Annotated in this window: 18 protein-coding genes and 1 pseudogene; 12 read left to right on the top strand and 7 right to left on the bottom strand. The window is 43.8% G+C overall.

The features are described 5' to 3' along the window. Nucleotides 1-247: 247 nt before the first annotated feature. The 5 genes and pseudogenes from QUA45_RS02315 to QUA45_RS02295 form a co-directional block, all read left to right on the top strand. A pseudogene (locus QUA45_RS02315) lies at nucleotides 248-484 on the top strand (phycobilisome rod-core linker polypeptide); the annotation flags it as partial. A gap of 45 nt (nucleotides 485-529) precedes the next feature. Continuing rightward, nucleotides 530-796 (top strand): hypothetical protein, encoded by a 267-nt coding sequence (locus QUA45_RS02310; protein ID WP_333095569.1) that lies wholly within the window; start codon nucleotides 530-532, stop codon nucleotides 794-796. A 16-nt stretch (nucleotides 797-812) separates the two neighbouring features. Continuing rightward, nucleotides 813-881, top strand: coding sequence for a phycobilisome linker polypeptide (locus QUA45_RS02305; protein ID WP_333095563.1), 69 nt, complete (start codon nucleotides 813-815; stop codon nucleotides 879-881). Nucleotides 882-1,025: 144 nt separating this feature from the next. After that, entirely contained in the window at nucleotides 1,026-1,331 is a 306-nt protein-coding gene (locus QUA45_RS02300; protein ID WP_333095513.1) for a CpeR family transcriptional regulator, read from the top strand. 104 nt (nucleotides 1,332-1,435) lie between these two features. Then, nucleotides 1,436-2,092 carry a HEAT repeat domain-containing protein gene (locus tag QUA45_RS02295; protein WP_333095515.1) on the top strand — a complete coding sequence of 219 codons (657 nt, stop codon included), beginning with the start codon at nucleotides 1,436-1,438 and terminating at the stop codon, nucleotides 2,090-2,092. A gap of 38 nt (nucleotides 2,093-2,130) precedes the next feature. Here the strand turns inward: QUA45_RS02295 and QUA45_RS02290 are convergent, their stop codons facing one another. Beyond that, complete coding sequence (locus QUA45_RS02290; protein ID WP_333095517.1) at nucleotides 2,131-2,709, bottom strand: phycobilisome protein; 579 nt, start codon at nucleotides 2,707-2,709, stop codon at nucleotides 2,131-2,133. Nucleotides 2,710-2,954: 245 nt separating this feature from the next. On the opposite strand from QUA45_RS02290, the gene QUA45_RS02285 reads away from it, so the two are divergent. Both QUA45_RS02285 and QUA45_RS02280 read left to right on the top strand, forming a co-directional pair. Next, complete coding sequence (locus QUA45_RS02285) at nucleotides 2,955-3,689, top strand: 15,16-dihydrobiliverdin:ferredoxin oxidoreductase (RefSeq protein ID WP_333219192.1); 735 nt, start codon at nucleotides 2,955-2,957, stop codon at nucleotides 3,687-3,689. A gap of 7 nt (nucleotides 3,690-3,696) precedes the next feature. After that, entirely contained in the window at nucleotides 3,697-4,449 is a 753-nt protein-coding gene (locus QUA45_RS02280) for a phycoerythrobilin:ferredoxin oxidoreductase (protein WP_333095519.1), read from the top strand. A gap of 2 nt (nucleotides 4,450-4,451) precedes the next feature. On the opposite strand, the gene QUA45_RS02275 is transcribed toward QUA45_RS02280, so the two are convergent. After that, on the bottom strand, nucleotides 4,452-5,282 hold the full coding sequence (locus QUA45_RS02275) for a pentapeptide repeat-containing protein (protein ID WP_333095520.1): 831 nt from the start codon (nucleotides 5,280-5,282) through the stop codon (nucleotides 4,452-4,454). A 218-nt stretch (nucleotides 5,283-5,500) separates the two neighbouring features. Here QUA45_RS02275 and QUA45_RS02270 point away from each other — a divergent pair, with 218 nt between their 5' ends. The 4 genes from QUA45_RS02270 (at nucleotide 5,501) to QUA45_RS02255 (ending at nucleotide 7,912) form a co-directional block, all read left to right on the top strand. Then, nucleotides 5,501-6,109: a phycobiliprotein lyase gene (locus QUA45_RS02270; RefSeq protein WP_333095521.1), complete on the top strand. Its 609-nt coding sequence runs from the start codon at nucleotides 5,501-5,503 to the stop codon at nucleotides 6,107-6,109. Nucleotides 6,110-6,266: 157 nt separating this feature from the next. Beyond that, on the top strand, nucleotides 6,267-6,536 hold the full coding sequence (locus tag QUA45_RS02265; protein WP_333095522.1) for a hypothetical protein: 270 nt from the start codon (nucleotides 6,267-6,269) through the stop codon (nucleotides 6,534-6,536). 9 nt (nucleotides 6,537-6,545) lie between these two features. Continuing rightward, the gene (locus tag QUA45_RS02260) at nucleotides 6,546-7,427 is read left to right on the top strand and encodes a HEAT repeat domain-containing protein (protein ID WP_333095524.1); all 882 of its coding nucleotides are present in this window, start codon (nucleotides 6,546-6,548) and stop codon (nucleotides 7,425-7,427) included. Between the two features lie 8 nt (nucleotides 7,428-7,435). Next, nucleotides 7,436-7,912, top strand: coding sequence for a DUF2656 domain-containing protein (locus QUA45_RS02255; protein WP_333095525.1), 477 nt, complete (start codon nucleotides 7,436-7,438; stop codon nucleotides 7,910-7,912). A gap of 509 nt (nucleotides 7,913-8,421) precedes the next feature. Here the strand turns inward: QUA45_RS02255 and QUA45_RS02250 are convergent. Both QUA45_RS02250 and QUA45_RS02245 read right to left on the bottom strand, forming a co-directional pair. Continuing rightward, nucleotides 8,422-10,203, bottom strand: a complete 1,782-nt coding sequence (locus QUA45_RS02250; protein WP_333219190.1) for an ATP-binding protein — start codon at nucleotides 10,201-10,203, stop codon at nucleotides 8,422-8,424. Continuing rightward, on the bottom strand, nucleotides 10,191-11,192 hold the full coding sequence (locus QUA45_RS02245; protein WP_333095529.1) for an ABC transporter substrate-binding protein: 1,002 nt from the start codon (nucleotides 11,190-11,192) through the stop codon (nucleotides 10,191-10,193). The genes QUA45_RS02250 and QUA45_RS02245 overlap by 13 nt, the downstream gene beginning before the upstream one ends. Nucleotides 11,193-11,673: 481 nt before the next feature. Here QUA45_RS02245 and QUA45_RS02240 point away from each other — a divergent pair, with 481 nt between their 5' ends. Then, entirely contained in the window at nucleotides 11,674-11,829 is a 156-nt protein-coding gene (locus QUA45_RS02240; RefSeq protein ID WP_333095530.1) for a hypothetical protein, read from the top strand. Between the two features lie 74 nt (nucleotides 11,830-11,903). On the opposite strand, the gene QUA45_RS02235 is transcribed toward QUA45_RS02240, so the two are convergent. The 3 genes from QUA45_RS02235 to QUA45_RS02225 all read right to left on the bottom strand — a co-directional run bounded on the left by QUA45_RS02235 (nucleotide 11,904) and on the right by QUA45_RS02225 (nucleotide 18,107). Then, entirely contained in the window at nucleotides 11,904-13,715 is a 1,812-nt protein-coding gene (locus QUA45_RS02235) for a DUF4209 domain-containing protein (RefSeq protein WP_333219188.1), read from the bottom strand. 311 nt (nucleotides 13,716-14,026) lie between these two features. Next, nucleotides 14,027-15,613, bottom strand: coding sequence for a photosynthetic/respiratory NAD(P)H-quinone oxidoreductase subunit D1 (gene ndhD1 / locus QUA45_RS02230; RefSeq protein WP_445305283.1), 1,587 nt, complete (start codon nucleotides 15,611-15,613; stop codon nucleotides 14,027-14,029). Nucleotides 15,614-16,061: 448 nt separating this feature from the next. Beyond that, on the bottom strand, nucleotides 16,062-18,107 hold the full coding sequence (locus QUA45_RS02225) for an NAD(P)H-quinone oxidoreductase subunit 5 (protein WP_333219242.1): 2,046 nt from the start codon (nucleotides 18,105-18,107) through the stop codon (nucleotides 16,062-16,064). Nucleotides 18,108-18,434 lie beyond the last annotated feature (327 nt).

Genomic DNA, 18,434 nt, shown 5'->3' with positions numbered 1-18,434 from the left:
CGATAAAAACAGATAGTTTTTCTCTGCCTCTATAACAGATGTGTTCGGCTCTGTAAAGCTATTTCAGCCAACAGTAACTTTTTTTACACTCTCAATCAAACTTTAATTAACGTTAGGACAAAAAATGTTCAGTTTAACAGCCACTTTCGTCAGTGACCCAGCAGAAATGTGCTCCAATGCAACGGAAGACGATTTACAAGTCGTTATTCGTGCTGCTTAGCGACAGGTGTTAGGAAATGCTGACCTGATGGAAAGTCAGCGTCTCACCAGTGCTGACTCATTGCTTCGCAATGGTGATATTACGGTGAGTGAATTTGTCAGACAAGTGGCAAAATCAGACCTGTATCAGTCTCTATTTTTTAACACAAATTCTACCTATCGGTTCATCGAGTTAAACTGCAAGCATTTACTTGTCGCGCTCCTTTAGATTTCCGATCGCGTCCAAATTTGTAACGGTCAAGGCTATGAAGTCGAAATCGATTCTTATATCGATAGTGACGAGTATACCCAGAATTTTGGCGAGAATATTGTGCCTTATCCTCGGAGCATTCGCAGCCAAACTGGTATCCAGAATTTCTGGTTTAATTGGATGCTTTCTTTGGTGGGAGGAGCAGCTACTAGCGATAGCAGTAATCAAGCTCAATTAATTGCTACGGTTGTGAGCAATCTGCCTCAGAAAATTCAAATTTATAGCGTTGGTACCAGTGGAGCCTCTAGCACAAATGGTAAACTTTTTCGGATTAATGCTGCTAAGTCTGGTGGTGCTAAGGTCAGAGTGAGCAAGATTCAGTTATGAAGTCAGCTATGCTCAAATGTCTAAGCAAATTAAAAATATTCATAAAATGGGAGGCAAAATTATCAGTATTACTAAAGTTGGCTAAATCGGCCTAGACTTCACCTTTGTATTCGTTTCAGTTTGGTATCTTCTGCTTGCTCAACAGCGAGTTTATTATTCGCTCTTTTTCTTCTATATAACACTTGAAATAAAAATAAATCACTCAGTTTTCAAGCTGAGGATCTGAAAGATGCTACCCCCAATAGCTTGTAAAAAAATTCAGGCTTGGATCAGAAGTCGTCACCTAATTTTTTCCGGTCAATTGCTAGTTTTTGAAACTTTAGACTATCCAGCAGTTGAGCGATTTGAGGAATGTGTTAACAGTCTAGGAGGGTGCTTAATTTCTGTTGAACCAGCCAAACGACTTTGGATGGGAAACCATCGACAAGTGATTCTCTATCAGGCTAAAGCCAGTTTGCATACACCTCATCATGAACTGCGACAATATTGGTTCAAGTACGGCTGTTTTCAAACTCGATTCGATCAAAGAGCTTAGCTATAACAACCGCCAAGGTTATTAATTATTAAAATATCATTGGTTATTTGCATAATTATGAACTTTTTGGTTAAAATAGAGAAAAATTATACTTTGTTGTGGTTATGGATATTCATGAAATCGAAACGTCTCTGAACAATCCTGATTTTCAGTATCGACTCAAGGCAGTTGCAGCTCTCAAGGATTATCAAGCAGAGATTGCCGTTCCCTTGCTTAAGGGCAAACTCGATGACCCGGAATTCTTAGTACGTTCCTTTGTCAGCCGGGCGTTTGGGACGCAACAAACCGCTGAATCCTTCGCCGCATTGCTCCAAATCATGAAATTTGATAACACGCCGAATGTGCGAGCTGAGGCTGCTAATTCTCTGTCGCTGTTTGGTCGATGTGCTGCATCTCATTTAGTCTCGACTTTTTTTCAGGATGACCACTGGTTGGTTCGTCGTAGTATTCTGGCGGTTTTGGTTGATATGGAGTGCGAAAACGAACTCTTTGAGGTCTGTATGGAAGCTTTAGCTGGCGAAGATATGACCACCCAGGAAGCGGCTGTGGATGCACTTGGTACATTAGCCGGAACTAATCAGGAACAGGCTGCACTTTCTCAGTTATTAATGCTGGCTAATTCTGAGTATGAACGTATGCGTCAGCACGTCGCATCTGCTTTACAGCATTTTGATGCTCCGCAGGCTAAGGAAATTTTAGGTCAACTTCGTCAAGACTCAAATCATCGAGTTGTGGCTACAGCTTTAGAAAACCTGCTTTAGACAATAAATAGTAAGGAATCTGATACTGTGAGAGTTGATTAAGCTTGACTAAAAGTTTTTAACTCACTGATTAAATGGTCAAAAGAGAGACTCAATAAATCCCGATCTTCAGAATTAAATTGCTGCAAGCTAACTTCTTTCAACTGTTCTAGTCCACAGAGCATCGCCGAAACAGGAACCCGCAATTCTTGATAGAGTAGCTCCATGTTTTTGAGCCCTTCTTGGCTAGTAAATTGAGGACTGTCACCTGCAATTCCATAGGTGATACAGCGTAGGAACTGCCAAAAATCTCGCCAACAGGCTTCAGCACGTTCGGGAGGATAAAGGTCATTACCAGGCTCAGTTATATCGGGAAAGTCCGCTAATACCTTTTTTCTGGCATCAGCAACAATATTAGGAGCTTGCTCTCGCAATAATCTGGCTTTTTCTAGCATTAAAGAGAGAGGAGGATGAAGATTTTTAATAAGTTCTAACTCTTCATCTGTGAGATATCGACTTTGATTGTCAGCATTTTGAAAAATTGCAATTACTTCATCTGAGTATAAGTTTTTCCAAGTAGCAAAACTGACAATTCTTGCTTGGGGAATTAATTGCTTGGCTCTTTCACTTAATTGCATATTTATTAAATTACACTAACTTAATTTACTAGGATAGACTAAAATTATGAGCGAGTTGGTTAAGATTTATTACAAAGCTAGCCGTTTAATGATGGCTGGTACGCGGTTTTTGTGGGGAATCCTGAGTACACAGCAGATTTGTGTAACGAAATATTACTTTGTTTGTCAAATACAGAGACAAGATTTAAGGTAATCCCGTATGATCTTGTTTTGAGGGAAAGATTGAAGGAGCTAAATTTTAATCTATGTTTAAGCCGTTTCAGGAATTCTTAGAAAAAGAACTGTTTGGACGTTTTGCTCTAGAGAGTCGTCCTATTCCCTCTGGGTTGGAATCGGTGGTGAGTGAAAGAGGAAAAAATCCCGCCACGATTCAAAGTTGGTGCTATCAATGTCCCGAATTGCGAAAGATTCGTTACACTTACATTGATGCTGGAGAAACGGCACAAATTTTCAATAGTGTCATTTATCCGAATTATAATTACGACCTGCCTTTGCTAGGAATTGATTTTTTAGCCTTTGGGCAGAAGAAAATCTTGGTTGTCTTAGATTTTCAACCTTTATTCCGCGATCGAGCCTATATAGACAAATATATCGGGCCCATGAGCGCACTTAAGGAGAAATACAAAGATTTAACGCAAGACTTAGAAATGAAGTTTTACGATGCGAACCAGTATTTTTCTAAGAACTTGCTATTTGCTAAAACAGATGCTGAAACGGTTGTAACTCGTTTGTTTCCAGCCTATCAAGAATATGTCCAGTTGTATTGGCAAATGCTAGAGCAAGCCTCCCCGCTTAACAGTCCAGAAGAGATGCAGCGAATTGTGAAGGCACAGAAAGATTACGACCAGTATAGTGCGGAACGCGATCCAGCATCAGGGCTATTCAGCAGCTATTTTGGGCATGAATGGTCAGAGCGATTTCTGTACGAATTTTTGTTTGAAGATGCTGTTCCCTTAGCAGTTCCAGCGGGAGTAAGATAAGTTCAACATGACTCTTTATCAGCCTTTTTTAGATTACGCTCTCCCAGTTCTAAAAGCACGACTTGACTGGTCGCCCTATCCCATTCCCGCAGGTTTTGAGCGCAAGGAAGCTATAACGGGGAAGGGAAAAAAAGAGCAGTTGGTGGTGACGACAAGTCATGCTTTTAAGTCCTCAAAATTACGCCAAATTCGGGCAGCTCATGTTGAGGGTGGTGATGCTCTCCAGGTACTTAATTTTGTTATTTTCCCCCAGTTAAATTATGACTTGCCCTTTTTTGGGGCGGACTTAGTAACCTTGCCGGGGGGACATTTAATTGCTTTAGATATGCAGCCTCTTTTTCACGATGCCGCTTATCAGAAGCAATATTCAGATTCAGTTTTGCCAATTTTTAACAACTATCAAAAGGAGTTGCCTTGGGGAGGAGATTTTCCTGACGAGGCAAAACCTTTCTTTTCTCCTGCTTTTCTTTGGACTCGTCCCAAGGAAACAGAGGCTGTGCAAACTACGGTCTTTGAAGCTTTTAAGGATTATCTTCAAGCTTATCTCGATTTGGTTGAGCAAGCGCAACCTGTCACAGATAGTCAGCGACTTGGAGAGATTCTTGAGGCACAGCGACGTTATATTAATTATCGTGCTGCCAAAGATCCGGCTAGGGGGATGTTTACGCGGTTCTATGGTGAGGAGTGGACTGAGGAATATATTCACGGTTTTCTGTTCGATTTAGAACGCCACATTCCAGAAGTTCAAAAATCAGTCTAAATTTAGACTACCTGAGAGCGAAGACTCTGAGCTGTATTGTTACGAGTAAAAGCATTCCAAGTTCCTAATTCTTTGCGATCGCGACTACAAAGCATGGCTTTCATCTCTTGGGTTAGTCCTTGTGCTAGGGTAAAATCAGCGCCAGCAATACTATTTAATTGCTCTAAATTTGCCCCGGTTAAGTCAGCTCCTCGTAAATCCGCTCCTTGTAATTCGACTCCAATCAAGATAGCATTTCGTAAATAAGCACCAGTTAGAAAGGCATTCTTAAGACTTGCCCCACTTAAGGCTGCTCCCTCTAAATTGGCCCCAGTTAAATCGGCTCCACTGAGATAAGCACCTCGCAGATTGCAGCCGTGTAAATCTGCTCCTCTGAGGTAAGCTGTATTTAGAAAAGCTCCACTGAGATTGGCTTGGGGACCAATTGCTCCTGAATTTTTGTAATTAAATCCTTCTGGCCAAAGGGTATGAGCATCATATTGAGCTAACTTTAATTTAGCCTCTTGTAGCTGGGCATCGACTAAATTACAGCCCTGTAACTCTGCACGAAAAAGATAGCTTTCTTGTAAATTCGCTCCACTCAAATTGGCATTTCTGAGATTTGCCCTTCGTAAATCAACCCCTTGGAGATTTGCCCCTTGTAAATTGGTTTGACTAAGGTTGGCCCCAATCAAGTTTGATCCAGTGAAATCAATACCAACTAAATCCATCTGGCTGAGGTTTATTCCCGCGAGGTTGCTTTGAGCTAGACTTTTCCCTTGCTGAATGGTTGCCAAGATTTCTGTTGCAGAAAGGGGTTCGGAGAGGAAAGATGAGTGTTGACGAGGTGACATTATGTTTTTCTGAAAATTTATTGATCGAGTTGCTCAAAATTGTCCAGTGTCATTTATCCTAGAATTTGAAGGATTCCAGACTGACGTTTGTTTATTTTTCTTAACCAAAATCAGCTCTGATTCCCAGTTCGGCTAAGCTCAGGTCAAAGCCTAAATCCCCGTTTTTCAATGAGATTTGTCTCAATCCCTCTGATTCCTCTCGCTAAGTTGAAACAGAAATGCTGCTAACACCACCTATGACTATGATGGATTTTTTTCGCAAGAGTGAGGGCGTTTGGTTTACTCAGCGAACAGTCCATAATTTTGATACTGCTGCGGCTGATGAGTCGGGAGAATCCAATGTCATCATTGAAGTTTTGTCAATAGATGATCCCAGACTTTTAGATGTTTGTCAACAGCAGAATGTCGATCCCGCTTTAGTTAGTGGGGGATGCAGTTTTATGTGGCAGGACAATTTAGATGATACAGTTCCGAACCAAAACTATGCTGCTATTCTTTTAGATGTGCCTAATCCTACTAATCCGAGAACAGGCAAGTTTCTGCGAAATCGAGGCTATGTTGAAGGTATTCCGGTCATCGGTGTTTACCATTTTGCGGATGATGGGGTATTGACTATTGAGACGGAATATGAGACTAATCAAGGACAGGAACGCTGTTGGTTTATTAACGATCATTTTCGGGTACGGGTGATGACTGTGCAGATGATAAATGGGGTTAAACAAATGGCATACTGTTCTGAGCGTCGTTGTGTTTCTCACTCTGCTTTAGAAGAGCTGATTGAACACAATCGCTTGAGATTTTCTGGGGTGGGTGTGCTGTCACCTTAAAGCACAAATATCCAGTCTCTTGCCGCAGCTACACACACAGTCAAAATATCCCGGTGATTGAAATTGCGGTAACATAAACAAAAAATATCCAGACGACTGCAATCGCATATACACACAAGGTTCGCCTACGCGGACTAATTATTAAACTCTCAAAGCTATGTCTGAAAACGAAGAATTGAATCCATCGGATAATGATGAGGAAACTGTTGCCACTTCACCAGAGACTAATGTTGAAGAATTGACAGAAGTAATTGCTGAATTTGAGGAATATCGGGAACGTTTGGTTAATGAAACGATGACGGCGGCACAAAAGGCCAAATTACCTCCGAAGGCGGCGATGGCTAAAATTGAGCCGGAACTTGCTAAAATTGATGCGGGATTGGAGAATCTTCGCGCTCAATTGGCAGCTCTAACTACTAATAATTAGGTAATAATTATGGTCAATTCTAATGATCAAGCTGAGGCAGATCCAATTCTATTGGCTCACGAGGAAACCGATGCTTTTCTTCGGGAAGTTACTGAACAAATAGATTTAGATACTTTCGATGCTAATGATTCCAATCTGTTGAAGCGGTTGGTTGAATGTTTGGGCGATACGCGGGGAATGACTCGACTGCGTTTCGCGGAAACTTTGGCTGAAATTGGCGAAGCGGCGACTCCTTTTTTGTTGGATGGTTTGGCAAATCATGTTAATCCGGTTGTGCGGCGTGCTGCTGCTAAAACTCTGACTTTGATTGCCGATCCGACTGCGGTTCCTCATTTAATTCATGCTTTGTTGAACGATGAGGATACGGTGGTTAAGGGTTCATCAATTGGGGCCTTGGCGAGGATTGGGGAGCCGTCTGTGCAGGCTTTGTTGGATATTTTAGGGTCAACTGATCTGCCAGAGAGTACGATCGGTCATGCGGCTTGGGCGTTGGCTTTTATTGGGGCGGGGGCGAAGGAGTATTTGTATCAGGCGATCGCGTCTGATTCGCCTGTGGTGCGCGGTGCGGTGGTGGGTGCGATCGCCAAGGTTGCACAGGAAGAATCGAAGGATGAATTATTCGAGATTTTGGTTAAGTCTCTGACGGATGTTGATGTTGATGTGCGGTGTGAGGCGGCGGCGGCTTTAGGAAATCTGGCTTATAAGCCGGCAATTCCTAATCTGATTGAGTTGCTGGATCGTGGTGATGGGGAAACTCGCAGGGCGGCGGCTTTGTCTTTGATGAAAGTGGGCGATCGGGCTGCGATTGAACCGCTACAAGCTGCATTGGAAAAGGAGTCAGAAGCGGCGATTCAAGGTGTGATTAAGTTGGCAATTTCTCAAATTAAGTAACTAAAAGTATGACTGAATCCGGAACGGGGCGGATGTTGCTTTCTCATAATTTTGATATGCCAGAGGGTGTTTTTCCCACCTTAAGTCGGGAAGAATTTACTCGGGTATTTGCTGAGGGTTTAAGTCAATATCCTGAGATTAAGTGTCGTCAATTAAATCATTCTCATTGGATGGTAGAAGTTTTATTTTCTACTGATGCTTTTTCTCCGCCTCAAGTGGGAGAATTCTGTGCTCTAGCTTTGGTGGATAAGCGGATGAGTCAGGGGAAAACTGATGATTCTTTTCCTGATATTTTGATTTTAGCGGGATTGAAGAAGACGCCTCCTTTGAGTAGCGATGCTGAGGCGTTGCAACCGGGAGAATGGGGGGTGGATGTGGTGGAAACTCAGTCTGCTGAGAGTTTTTTGATGGCGATGGGGTGGGAGGATAAAACGGCTGGAAAAAGTCTTGAGGATGTTTTTAAGGTTGAAAAAAGAAAGGGGTAAAGGGTGAGTTACGGTGGCAGGATATCTTTTTGATTGATACTGTTTTTTATTCTTGAGACTCCGCCCGTTTAAAGGCTTCCCAATAAGCTGTAGCAAACTCAGTTCCCATTTGTAAGACATCAGCTTGATACTCCGGAGCGCTTACCATTTCTGCTGCTAGTGCTGCATCAATTTAGGATGGCTTTAGCGTCGCCAATTCTCGACTCATAGCCCGCACAATAAATTACTCACGACTTTTGGCTTTTCCCTGGTTTACGGGTCGATAAGTGGCTTCTAGTAAATTAACAGGGAGACTGATTTTTGCTTCAATTGTAGGATGCGAAATTCAAGTTACTCCTAACTGAAATCTGAATGTTTTGTAGATCTATATTAACTCTTTTGATCCAAATAGTCATGGGTAAAGTGATCGAGAATGTTTTTAAGGTTGAAAGGAGAAATCGAGCAAGGCTTCAAGGTTGTTTGCAAAGTTGGATATAAGTCCCGAAATGCTGATTTTGACGTTTACCCGGCTAGGATCTATCTCCCGTAGATAAAATCGTCGTTGATTTCGATATTGTCAACTCCTTCTGATTAACAGGAATAAAAATCTCAAACTCCGTCCCTTTTCCTGGCGTTGAAAAACACCTCAGCGTCCCACCATGTTTTTCAGTAATAATCTGATAACTAATCGCCATTCCCATTCCTGTTCCCTTCCCTACAGGCTTTGTTGTAAAAAATGGATTGAATATCTGGGTTTGAATTGATTCTGGAATTCCATTGCCATTATCGGCGATAGCAATTTTAACCCATTGCGAATCTACCACCGAGGTAATAATTGTAATACAACAGGGCTTTTTCTCGATCGAGCAAGCTACCCGTTGAGTATTTATTTCTTCCAGTGCATCAATAGCGTTTGCCAAAATATTCATAAATACTTGGTTAAGTTGTCCGGCATAACACTCAACTAGCGGTAAATCGCCATAGTCTCGAATGACTTTAATTTCTGGATGTTTTGGGCGCGCCTTGAGACGATGTTGCAAAATTAACAGCGTGCTATCAATTCCTTCATGGATATCAACTTCTTTAAATTCTGACTCATCCATCCGGGAAAAATTGCGGAGTGAAAGCACAATCTGGCGAATGCGATCGGTTCCAATTCTCATTGAAGTCAGAATTTTAGGTAAATCATCTTGCAAAAAATCTAGGTCAATATTTTCTGATTCTTTCTCAATTTCGCCAATTGGGTTGGGATAATGCCTTTGATATAGGTGTAGCAAATTTAATAGACTCTCAGCATAATATTGTACATGAATTAGATTGCCATGAATGAAGCCGACCGGATTGTTAATTTCATGGGCTAATCCTGCAACTAATTGCCCCAAGGATGAAATTTTTTCTGTTTGAATCAGTTGGGTTTGCGTTCGTTTTAAATTCTCAATAGCCTGCTCAAGCTGCTGAGATTTGTCTCTTTCTCTGGCTTCACTATCGCGTAATGTGACTTCTATTTGTTTCCGTTGAGCTATTTCGGCTGTGAGTTGCTCGTGGATTTCCAATTGTCGGAATACTTCCTCAAATGTGCTTGCCAAAAATTGAATTTCGTTAGCTGGAATCGTCTTTGGCATAGGAAATATGCCAGTTTTTTTACTTTGAGAAACTGCTTGATTCAAGTCTCGTAAGGGTTGCAATACATTCTTCTGAAGGAGTATCCCCATCATTAACAAAATTGTGATGATGCCAACTAGCAATAACAAAGTTGAGGTAATGAAGGTTCTGTCGGCAGCTTGCTGCATTTGGTTGAGATCGAGTAGCGCGATCGCCACTCCCCGTCGTTGAGATGCGCCAAACAAGGTACTGCTAAAAGGTAGAATTTGTGCGATCGCAGGCTTGTTGTCCACAACGATATCTTGCCCGACTTCAATGCCTGCGGTTGCCGCCCGATCGATCGCTGGCGCGAGTTGTGGATAGATCGAAGTATATGGCTGATTAGTCATATTGTGAGGACTGCGGGCGATCGCCATTCCAGATGGATTAACAATCGCAATTTCCAGCACACCGGGCATCGTGGCAAAATTTTGCACAACCCGTCGCAGAATGGTTTTATTCTCCAACTCTAGTAAGCCTTCTGTAGAAAACTCTAGAGATTGTGTAATTGATTGAGCTCGGTTATGAACTTGCGTTTCTAAGTCAGACTGCATCAGCCGATAGTTAAGTCCCAGAGTTGCCAGTCCAACTGTGGTAATCGACAACCCAACGCTAACCAGCAAGCGCTGCGACAAGCTATGGGAATGCAGGAATTTCGTCATAATTTCCATTCATTGATTGCTGTAGTTACGATCTCAGTGTTAATCTCCACATCCTGACGCGGTATTTTTCCGGCACGGGGGTCAGATTTTAATAGTTCAGCCATTTGAGCCATGGCCTCTGGCAACCTACCAGACAGAAACATCTTCTGCTGCATAGCAATATCACCCTTTCTCAGACCAGCGTAATCTTTAGCAAAAGCCTCACCCTTTTGTCCCAGGTTTTGAGCAACTTTTTGAAACACGACATTAGGCTTTGTTTCCACCGCACTCATAATATCAAACCAAGCCATAATAAATTGCTTCAATTCAGCTTTATTCGCGCGAGTAATAGTTGACCGAGAAACCAGCATATCAATGACCAAACTATCAACTTCCTGAGTGGTGTAAATGATATTACCCTTAATATTTTGAGCCGTTTCGCCTAGAAGAGGTTGCCAGATCACGGCTGCATCTAAACCTTTCTTCTGCATCAAATCAACCGCTGTTTCATTGGAAACATCCTCAATCTTGACGTCTTCGGGTTTAATCTGGTGCAACTTCAGCGCTTCCAATAAAATCAGATGATTCACTGTTCCCAGTTTCGCTCCGACTCTTTTACCGCGAAGGTTTCCCACTGACTTGATTCCAGGTTGAGCAACAATGCCGTCAGCCCCGTGAGAAACATTTGTTACCATCACCACCGCAGGCTTTTCACTCCGCGAATCAGACTGAACCACATCCCATAAAGACACAAAAGTCGCGTCAAGAGTACCCCGCAGCATGGCGCGAGTAGAATCTTGTTGATTCTCAAACCGAATGAGTTGCACGTCCAATCCCCGCTGTTTGAATAAGCCGGCTTCCTGAGCATAAAGTGCGATATCAAATCCTGCCCAACTGGTGATACCGACGCGCAGGGGAGCTAGTTGCTGTGGTGAAAGGCTACAAGCATTCACAATCAGGCTAACCGCCAGTGTCAAAATGCAGAGGACACTTAGCGATCGCCATTTCGTTAAGGTCAACCAACACCTATGCAATAATTGTCTAGTCCCGGTCTGAGCTTTGCCAGTCATCTATGCAGCCTCAATGCTCTTGTTCGTCGATGATAACAATAACTTTTCTGGATGTCATTCCATAAAAAAACGCCTAACACAAATGTAAAATATAACTATTCTCATCGCTTATAAGTCATGACTAAATCCAACCAAAATCAAGAAATTGTCGCTGATTCCCGCACATAATAATCCAGGAATTCATCGGCTGGTAAATGTGGTTATAACTTCTACACAACGTCGAGCTTGCTATGCGAAGAACTTCCTGGAGTTGAGGCGTTCGTGGCTCTGGCGGTTCCTGGGCCGCTGCAATCAACGGTTCATCCACATAAGAATATTCTGTCCAAGATCGCGGTAACGATATCAGGCGGATGAGAATGCTTCCCACCCTCAACGAATTTTCCCAAACCCATTTTTAAAACTGGATTTTGGGGTTTTATTGTTATGTTTTTTGCCTATAAGAGCCCGATCGCATCAAAACTTTCTCGGTGCGATCGCACTTTCCAAAGATCGCACTCTCCGTATAAGAATAAGGATAGAAACCCGCCAGTGCGAGCGCAATAACGGAATGAAGAGCGATCGACCAAATGGTAATTTTACGGTATAACGGCAAAATGCAGCAGCGAGCAGTAACCTTGAAATCAGCACCAGCGGCTTGCGTCGATTCGCTGCCATGAGGTGTTAGATTGCGTCGGTACTTGTCTGGGATTGCTCAACCCGCTGCTGATGTATCACAATAGGCAAGCAACAAAGCCTTAATGTAAGCCACCAGATGTATGACATCAATGGACTCATAAACTCACCATCATTAATTAGACCATGAGCCATACGATTTCTTAAGTTACTACCAGCATGTTCAACAAGTAAACATTTCAAGTCAAATAGCATATTTTCATCATCGAAGATAGAGGTTATCTCTGGATGGTAAAGAGTAGAGTTCAAATTATGTTCGGTCTGAATACCACTGTCGTCCAACCCCGAAGTAATTATGCCTCTTCGCCACATGATATAACGGACAGAGTTTTCAAGTTGGGGAATTAGGATGTGGGTAGATGTGAAAAAGTCTCCAGTAAGTCCAGCATACAAGCCCTTTGCAAACAGGTATTCACGGTTAGGTGGAATAAACGGACTATGCGACACGATTGAGAAAATATCGTTGAGTCGCACACCATGCTCTAGATTAATTTGAGCTCTAGCAGGCTCAATATATGCTTGAGCTTGTAGGTTTTGATAGTAAATGGCGTTCCGACACATCTCAAAACGAGTTGCAGCCTCTGCTTCTTCAGGATTACTAGAAAGGACGGAACCTGGTTGACGAGCAATAACTTTGCCCATTTCATTCACCATGAAAACAGGAAAAAGATGAGATACTACAAACTCACGAGCTTGCTGTTGTACTTGCTGCCTCAATCGAGAGACATCAGTTGGGGCACCTAAAAGAGCCAAAGCAAATAGTGCTTCTTGAAAGTCTTTGCCCCTGACATGATTTCTTGCTTCCTCTACCTGCTCACTAATGTCAATGTCGTGAGAACTGGTAATCATCTCGTTGAGAGTTTTTTCCTGATACTCAAGAAGAAGTCTATGAACTTCCTCCGCTCTTGCTTTAGCACCTACAGTTTCCTCTCTTGTGCCTCGAATCCTTCTAAATGCCTCAACAGCTTGTTGTAAAAATTGCGATGCAGCCATGTAACTCGGTGGAGTTCTGGTAAGAGCAGCCTCGGCTTCTTTAACATAAGTCTCGGCGGCTGACATCGAAGCATCAAGTTCCTTGGTGTAATCTTTCTCGATGCGATGCCATATGGCTTTAATACTCCAGAGTGTTCTTGCTCTGGGCCAGTGAGAGGTTGATTCTGCTAAAGTTGCTGCTTTTGAGGAAAGAGCTGCATATTTGGCTGGTTCTCCGAATCGATACTCCTGCAATAGCTGCATTAACTTTGCAGATAACCATAGCGGGTCTTCCCCTTGATAGCGATCGAGAACTGCTTCTATGTGGGCAAAAACAACTTTGTCCTGATGTCTGATTTTGCGTGCCAACCGTAGTGCCCGTTCTATTCTGTCAACACAGTCACTCCAATGGTCAGGGCTTTCTAACGTGGTTGCTGATTGTAAGTAAGCGGAAATTGCCAACTGAGCCATTCGATTGTCACGTCGTCTGACCCAGAGAATATCTGCTACTCGTGCTTGAAGTTCAGGATCTGATATTTTAGGTGCGATTTCAGCAAGAAAGTCTAGCTGCTCGTCTGTAAGATTCTTGAAAATATCAGCAAAAAACTCTTCGGTTGATTCTGGCTTAATTGCAGCGTTAGTCACGGCTGCCAGAATTGCAAAAACTTCTTGCTCCCTAAGATTTCCTGCTCCTTGCGCCTCCTGCGATTTTTCCCAAAAATCACTATAATAGGTTAAACAATCTTTCCGTTCGCTGCTGTTCACTAAATCATACCAGCAGGTGTTATTAAAGTCATCTTTTGTAAGAGGTTGATTCAAGGGCGACATAGTAATAATTTTTTCTTTAGTTTCTATTATGCCAAATTTTTATCAAGTCAGCTTGACTCCCAGCACTGACACATAACCTTTCAACGACTTCCCTCATCAGCAACTTAAGCAATCTAACTATTAATTAGAGCGCAGTTCCTGTCTAACACTCCGATCGCCCTGATTTACCGCCTGCCCACTTTGTTTATAAAACCCAACTCAAGATTGCTTGAGAGCCAAGTTTCCCTGATTTGTCTATCAATTAAAATAGAAAACCCCCAAACTCTATCTTTCTAAGATTTTGGGGATTTTCTTCCTAAATCTCGTTCAAATTACAACTTGCTCGGCTCGATCGCCGGAGCACGCAGAGACACTGTTTTATCCGCCGCAGTCTTAGCCACCAAAGAAGGCACAGAATCACGCAACTTTGCAGTCAACTGTACAGTAGTCGCATCGTAAACCTGAGTCAGCATCTTCGGATACAAACCAATGCCAATAATAGGAACTAACAGAGCCGCAATAACAAACACTTCTCGCGGTTCCGCATCCACCAACTCTTCGTGTTCCGCCAATTCCTTATTCTCAGGCCCGTAGAAAATCTCCCGCAGCATTGACAACAGGTAAATCGGAGTCAAAATCACCCCGACAGCAGCTAAAAATACCACGCAAACCTTAAACACAGGATTGTAAGCATCGCTCGTTGCAAAACCTACAAACACCATCAATTCTGCTACAAAACCGCTCATTCCCGGCAAAGCCAAAGAAGCCATAGAACAAGCAGTCCACATCGCGAAAACCTTACGCATTTTCTGTCCTACACCGCCCATTTCGTCGAGCATGAGGGTGTGAGTGCGATCGTAAGTGCAACCTACCATGAAGAACAAACTCGCCCCGATTAAACCGTGGGAAACCATTTGCAGCATTGCACCGCTAGTTCCCAAATCGGTAAACGAAGCTATCCCAATCAGCACAAACCCCATGTGCGAAATGGAAGAATAAGCAATTTTCCGCTTCAGATTGCGCTGAGCAAAAGAAGTTAAGGCCGCGTAAACAATGTTAACAACACCCAAAATTACCAAGATGGGTGCGAAGGTAGCGTGAGCATCCGGGAGCATTCCCGCATTCATCCGGAGCAAAGCGTAACCGCCCATTTTTAGCAAAATTCCTGCTAGCAACATATGAGCGGGTGCGGTTGCTTCGCCGTGAGCGTCAGGGAGCCAGGTGTGCAGGGGAAAAATCGGCAGTTTGACGCCGTAAGCTATTAAGAAACCTGTGTACAGGAGCAATTCTATATTGGGGGCGTAATCTTTAGCTGCGATCGCCCGCATATCAAAAGTCACCGTATCGCCGTAAAACGCCATCGTCAGCGCGCCAACCAAAATAAACAGCGAGCCCCCTGCCGTGTACAGGATAAATTTAGTTGCTGCATAAAGGCGCTTTTTGCCACCCCAAATCGACAAAATTAGGTAAACCGGCACTAATTCCAGTTCCCAAACCAGGAAAAACAGCAGCATATCCTGCACAGCAAAAACTGCTATTTGGCCGCCGTACATCGCCAACATCAAAAAGTAAAATAGCTTCGGTTTAAAAGTAACCGGCCAAGCTGCTAAAGTAGCTAAAGTGGTAATAAAACCCGTCAGCAAAATCAGCGGCATCGACAAACCGTCAGCACCCACAGACCAATTTAAATCCAGTTGCGGCACCCAAGAGTAACTTTCTACCAGTTGCAAATCTGGATTGCTGAAGTCGTACTGAGTGTAAAAAGCGTAAACAAGTAGGGCAAAATCGATCAAACCCACAATTAGGGCATACCACCGCACCGTCTTGCCATCCTTATCGGGAATTAAAGGAATCAGCAAGGACGCAGCAATGGGAAACAGAATTGTTGTTGTTAACCAGGGAAAGTTAGCTGTATCCATTGCGTTTTAAAATGATCCATCAGTTATTAGGTTTAAACACATTTTGCCAATTTTGGCGTAAATTTTATACTTTCTTTAGACGGAACATTTTTTTTTGCTATTATTTGGACAATTTATGCGATCGCAACAGTTAAGTTTAATGAAAGATTTATTTCTATTTGCTAATTGTCAATTGTGATTTATTAACCTAATACCATTTCTTCAAATATCTCCTAGTGGGGATACGGCAATGCCCAAAGCGTGTAAACTTGAGCCTAAAAACTTTTGTATCTTTCGTTGCTAGCCCAGTTCAGATACCCCTAAATCCCCCTTAAGAAGGGGGACTTTGAGAGAATACTCTTGTTCCCCCCTTATCAAGGGGAGTTAGGGGGGATATAGACTTCGAGACAAACAAGAGATACAGTCGGTGTGACATTAAGTTGACACTAAATGCCGTTTTCCTACAGATTTAACCGACTCCCGAAACGATCGCAAAACCCAGAACTGCGACAAACACAATCAGGGCATAAAATTGAGCGCGACCGCTCTCAAAGTATTTCAAACCTTCCCCACTAACCAGGGTGATAAACCCTGTTAAGTTGACGACACCATCGACGACTCGCAAATCCACTTCCATCACTTGCCGTGCCAAACGGCGGCTGCCTTTGACAAATAGAAATTCATTGATATCGTCGAGATACCACTTGTTGAGGGAGAACTCGTAAAGCGGTTTGATTTTTTGGGCGATCGCACTTGGGTCTATTTTACGGCTCAAATACATCAGAGAAGCCAAAGTAATGCCTAGCAAAGCAATACCTACAGAGCTTCCGCCCATGATTAGAAATTCCGTCAAATTGAACTCAGCAGCGTGTGCCAAAACTTCTTCAAGAGACTCGCCAGGAGCGCGAACAAACTGCTCGAAATAATTGGCAAACGGCGTACCGAGAAAACCGATAAACACAGAAGGTACTGCCAGCAAGACTAACGGCAGAGCCATTGTCAGAGGAGATTCGTGAGGCAAATGGTAGTGCTCATCGTGACTGTCGCCAGTTGATGCCAATTCCTTAACGTTCATCGCTCCCGGGCCAAAAACAACACCGGGTTGCAGGAGTTGCCGCTTGATAGCGCTGTCATTGCCCCGGAATTCGCCCTCAAAGGTGCTGAAATACATCCGGAACATATAAAACGCGGTCATCCCGGCCGTCAACCAGCTAACAGCCCACAAAGCGGGATTTGCTGCGAAGGCGCTGGCGAGGATTTCGTCTTTTGACCAAAAACCAGCAAACGGCGGAATTCCGCAGATTGCCAAATTTCCGATTAAAAAGCAAGCAGAGGTAATCGGCATATATTTCCGCAAGCCGCCCATGACTCGCATATCTTGAGCGAGAGCGGGGTTGTGGCCTACAACTGCTTCCATCCCGTGAATCACTGAACCTGAACACAGGAACAGCATTGCTTTGAAATAAGCGTGAGTCATCAAGTGGAAAAGTCCGGCACTGTAAGCGCCGACGCCCATTGCCATCACCATGTAGCCGAGTTGCGAGATGGTGGAGTAGGCGAGGCCTTTTTTGATGTCATTTTGGGTAATCGCGATCGAAGCGCCCATAAATGCCGTAAAACAGCCGGTGCAGGCAATCAAATTCATGACTGCCGGCAGCCCTTCCAACACTGGGTACATCCGAGCGATTAGGAATACGCCGGCGGCTACCATCGTGGCGGCGTGGATCAGAGCCGAAATCGGTGTGGGGCCTTCCATTGCGTCTGGCAACCAGACGTGGAGGGGGAATTGAGCGGATTTGGCTGCTGGCCCCAAAAATATGAGGATGCCGAAGATTGTCGCCAGAGTCGCCGAGAGAGCACCGGATTCGACTAAGGAGTGCAGGCGTTCGCCCATGACGCTAAATTCAAAGCTGCCGGTGGCCCAGTAAATGCCGAGGATGCCCAGCAGCAGGCCGAAGTCGCCGACGCGGTTGGTGACAAAAGCTTTTTGGCAAGCGTCAGCAGCGGGTTTGCGATCGTACCAAAATCCGACTAGCAGGTACGAACACATACCTACGAGTTCCCAAAAAATGTAAATCTGAACGATGTTCGGGCTGACTACGAGACCCAACATCGAGGCGCTGAAGATGCTCAGGTAGGCGTAAAAGCGCACGTACCCGTCATCGTGAGCCATGTAGCCGTCGGTGTAAATCATCACCAAAAAAGCGACCGTGGTTACGATCGCCAGCATGACCGACGTTAGGGGGTCGATAATATAGCCCATATTCAGCGAGAAGTCGCCAGCAGAAGCCCACTGAATACTGCGGGTGTAGGGTGCGTGGCCCTGTAGTTGACTCCACAGCAATGCGAAGGAGAGTACCATTGACCCTCCGAGCGCGGAGACGATTAATATCGCATTCGCTTGTCGGAGCTTGTTGGTTGCCTGGTTAAAGGTGATTAAGCCTAGACCTACTAGCATTGCGCCTGCCAGCGGCAGGACAGGAATCAGCCAAGCATATTGATAAAGCAGTTCCATGACTGATAGGTAGTTTAAAGTTTCTACTAGATATTGACAAAACTGTAAACAATTGTGACACACGCCTGCGCCACTGGGCCAAAATACTTGATCCAATTCTTTAAGTATTGCTATACCTGAGTGCAATCGCGAGCGAGACGATCGCACTACTTTTTTCCTGGCGAGCGAGAAGATCGCACCCTACTCCGAAAATCATTATTCCCGTGGCAAGGGAAACTATGTGATAAATCTCACAGTCCTGTGCGTTCAAGACTGCGAGATTTATTTTGGTGTCCGATGGTTGATGCACAAATGGGGAATGCCTTCTGCTTTCTACATAAAAGCCGA

Origin of the sequence: Microcoleus sp. Pol12A5 (assembly GCF_036701435.1) — a bacterium.
In the GTDB taxonomy this organism is placed as follows: Bacteria; Cyanobacteriota; Cyanobacteriia; order Cyanobacteriales; family Microcoleaceae; genus Microcoleus.
Note: the sequence above shows the minus strand (reverse complement) of the source record. Positions and strands in the feature narration are given on the sequence as shown.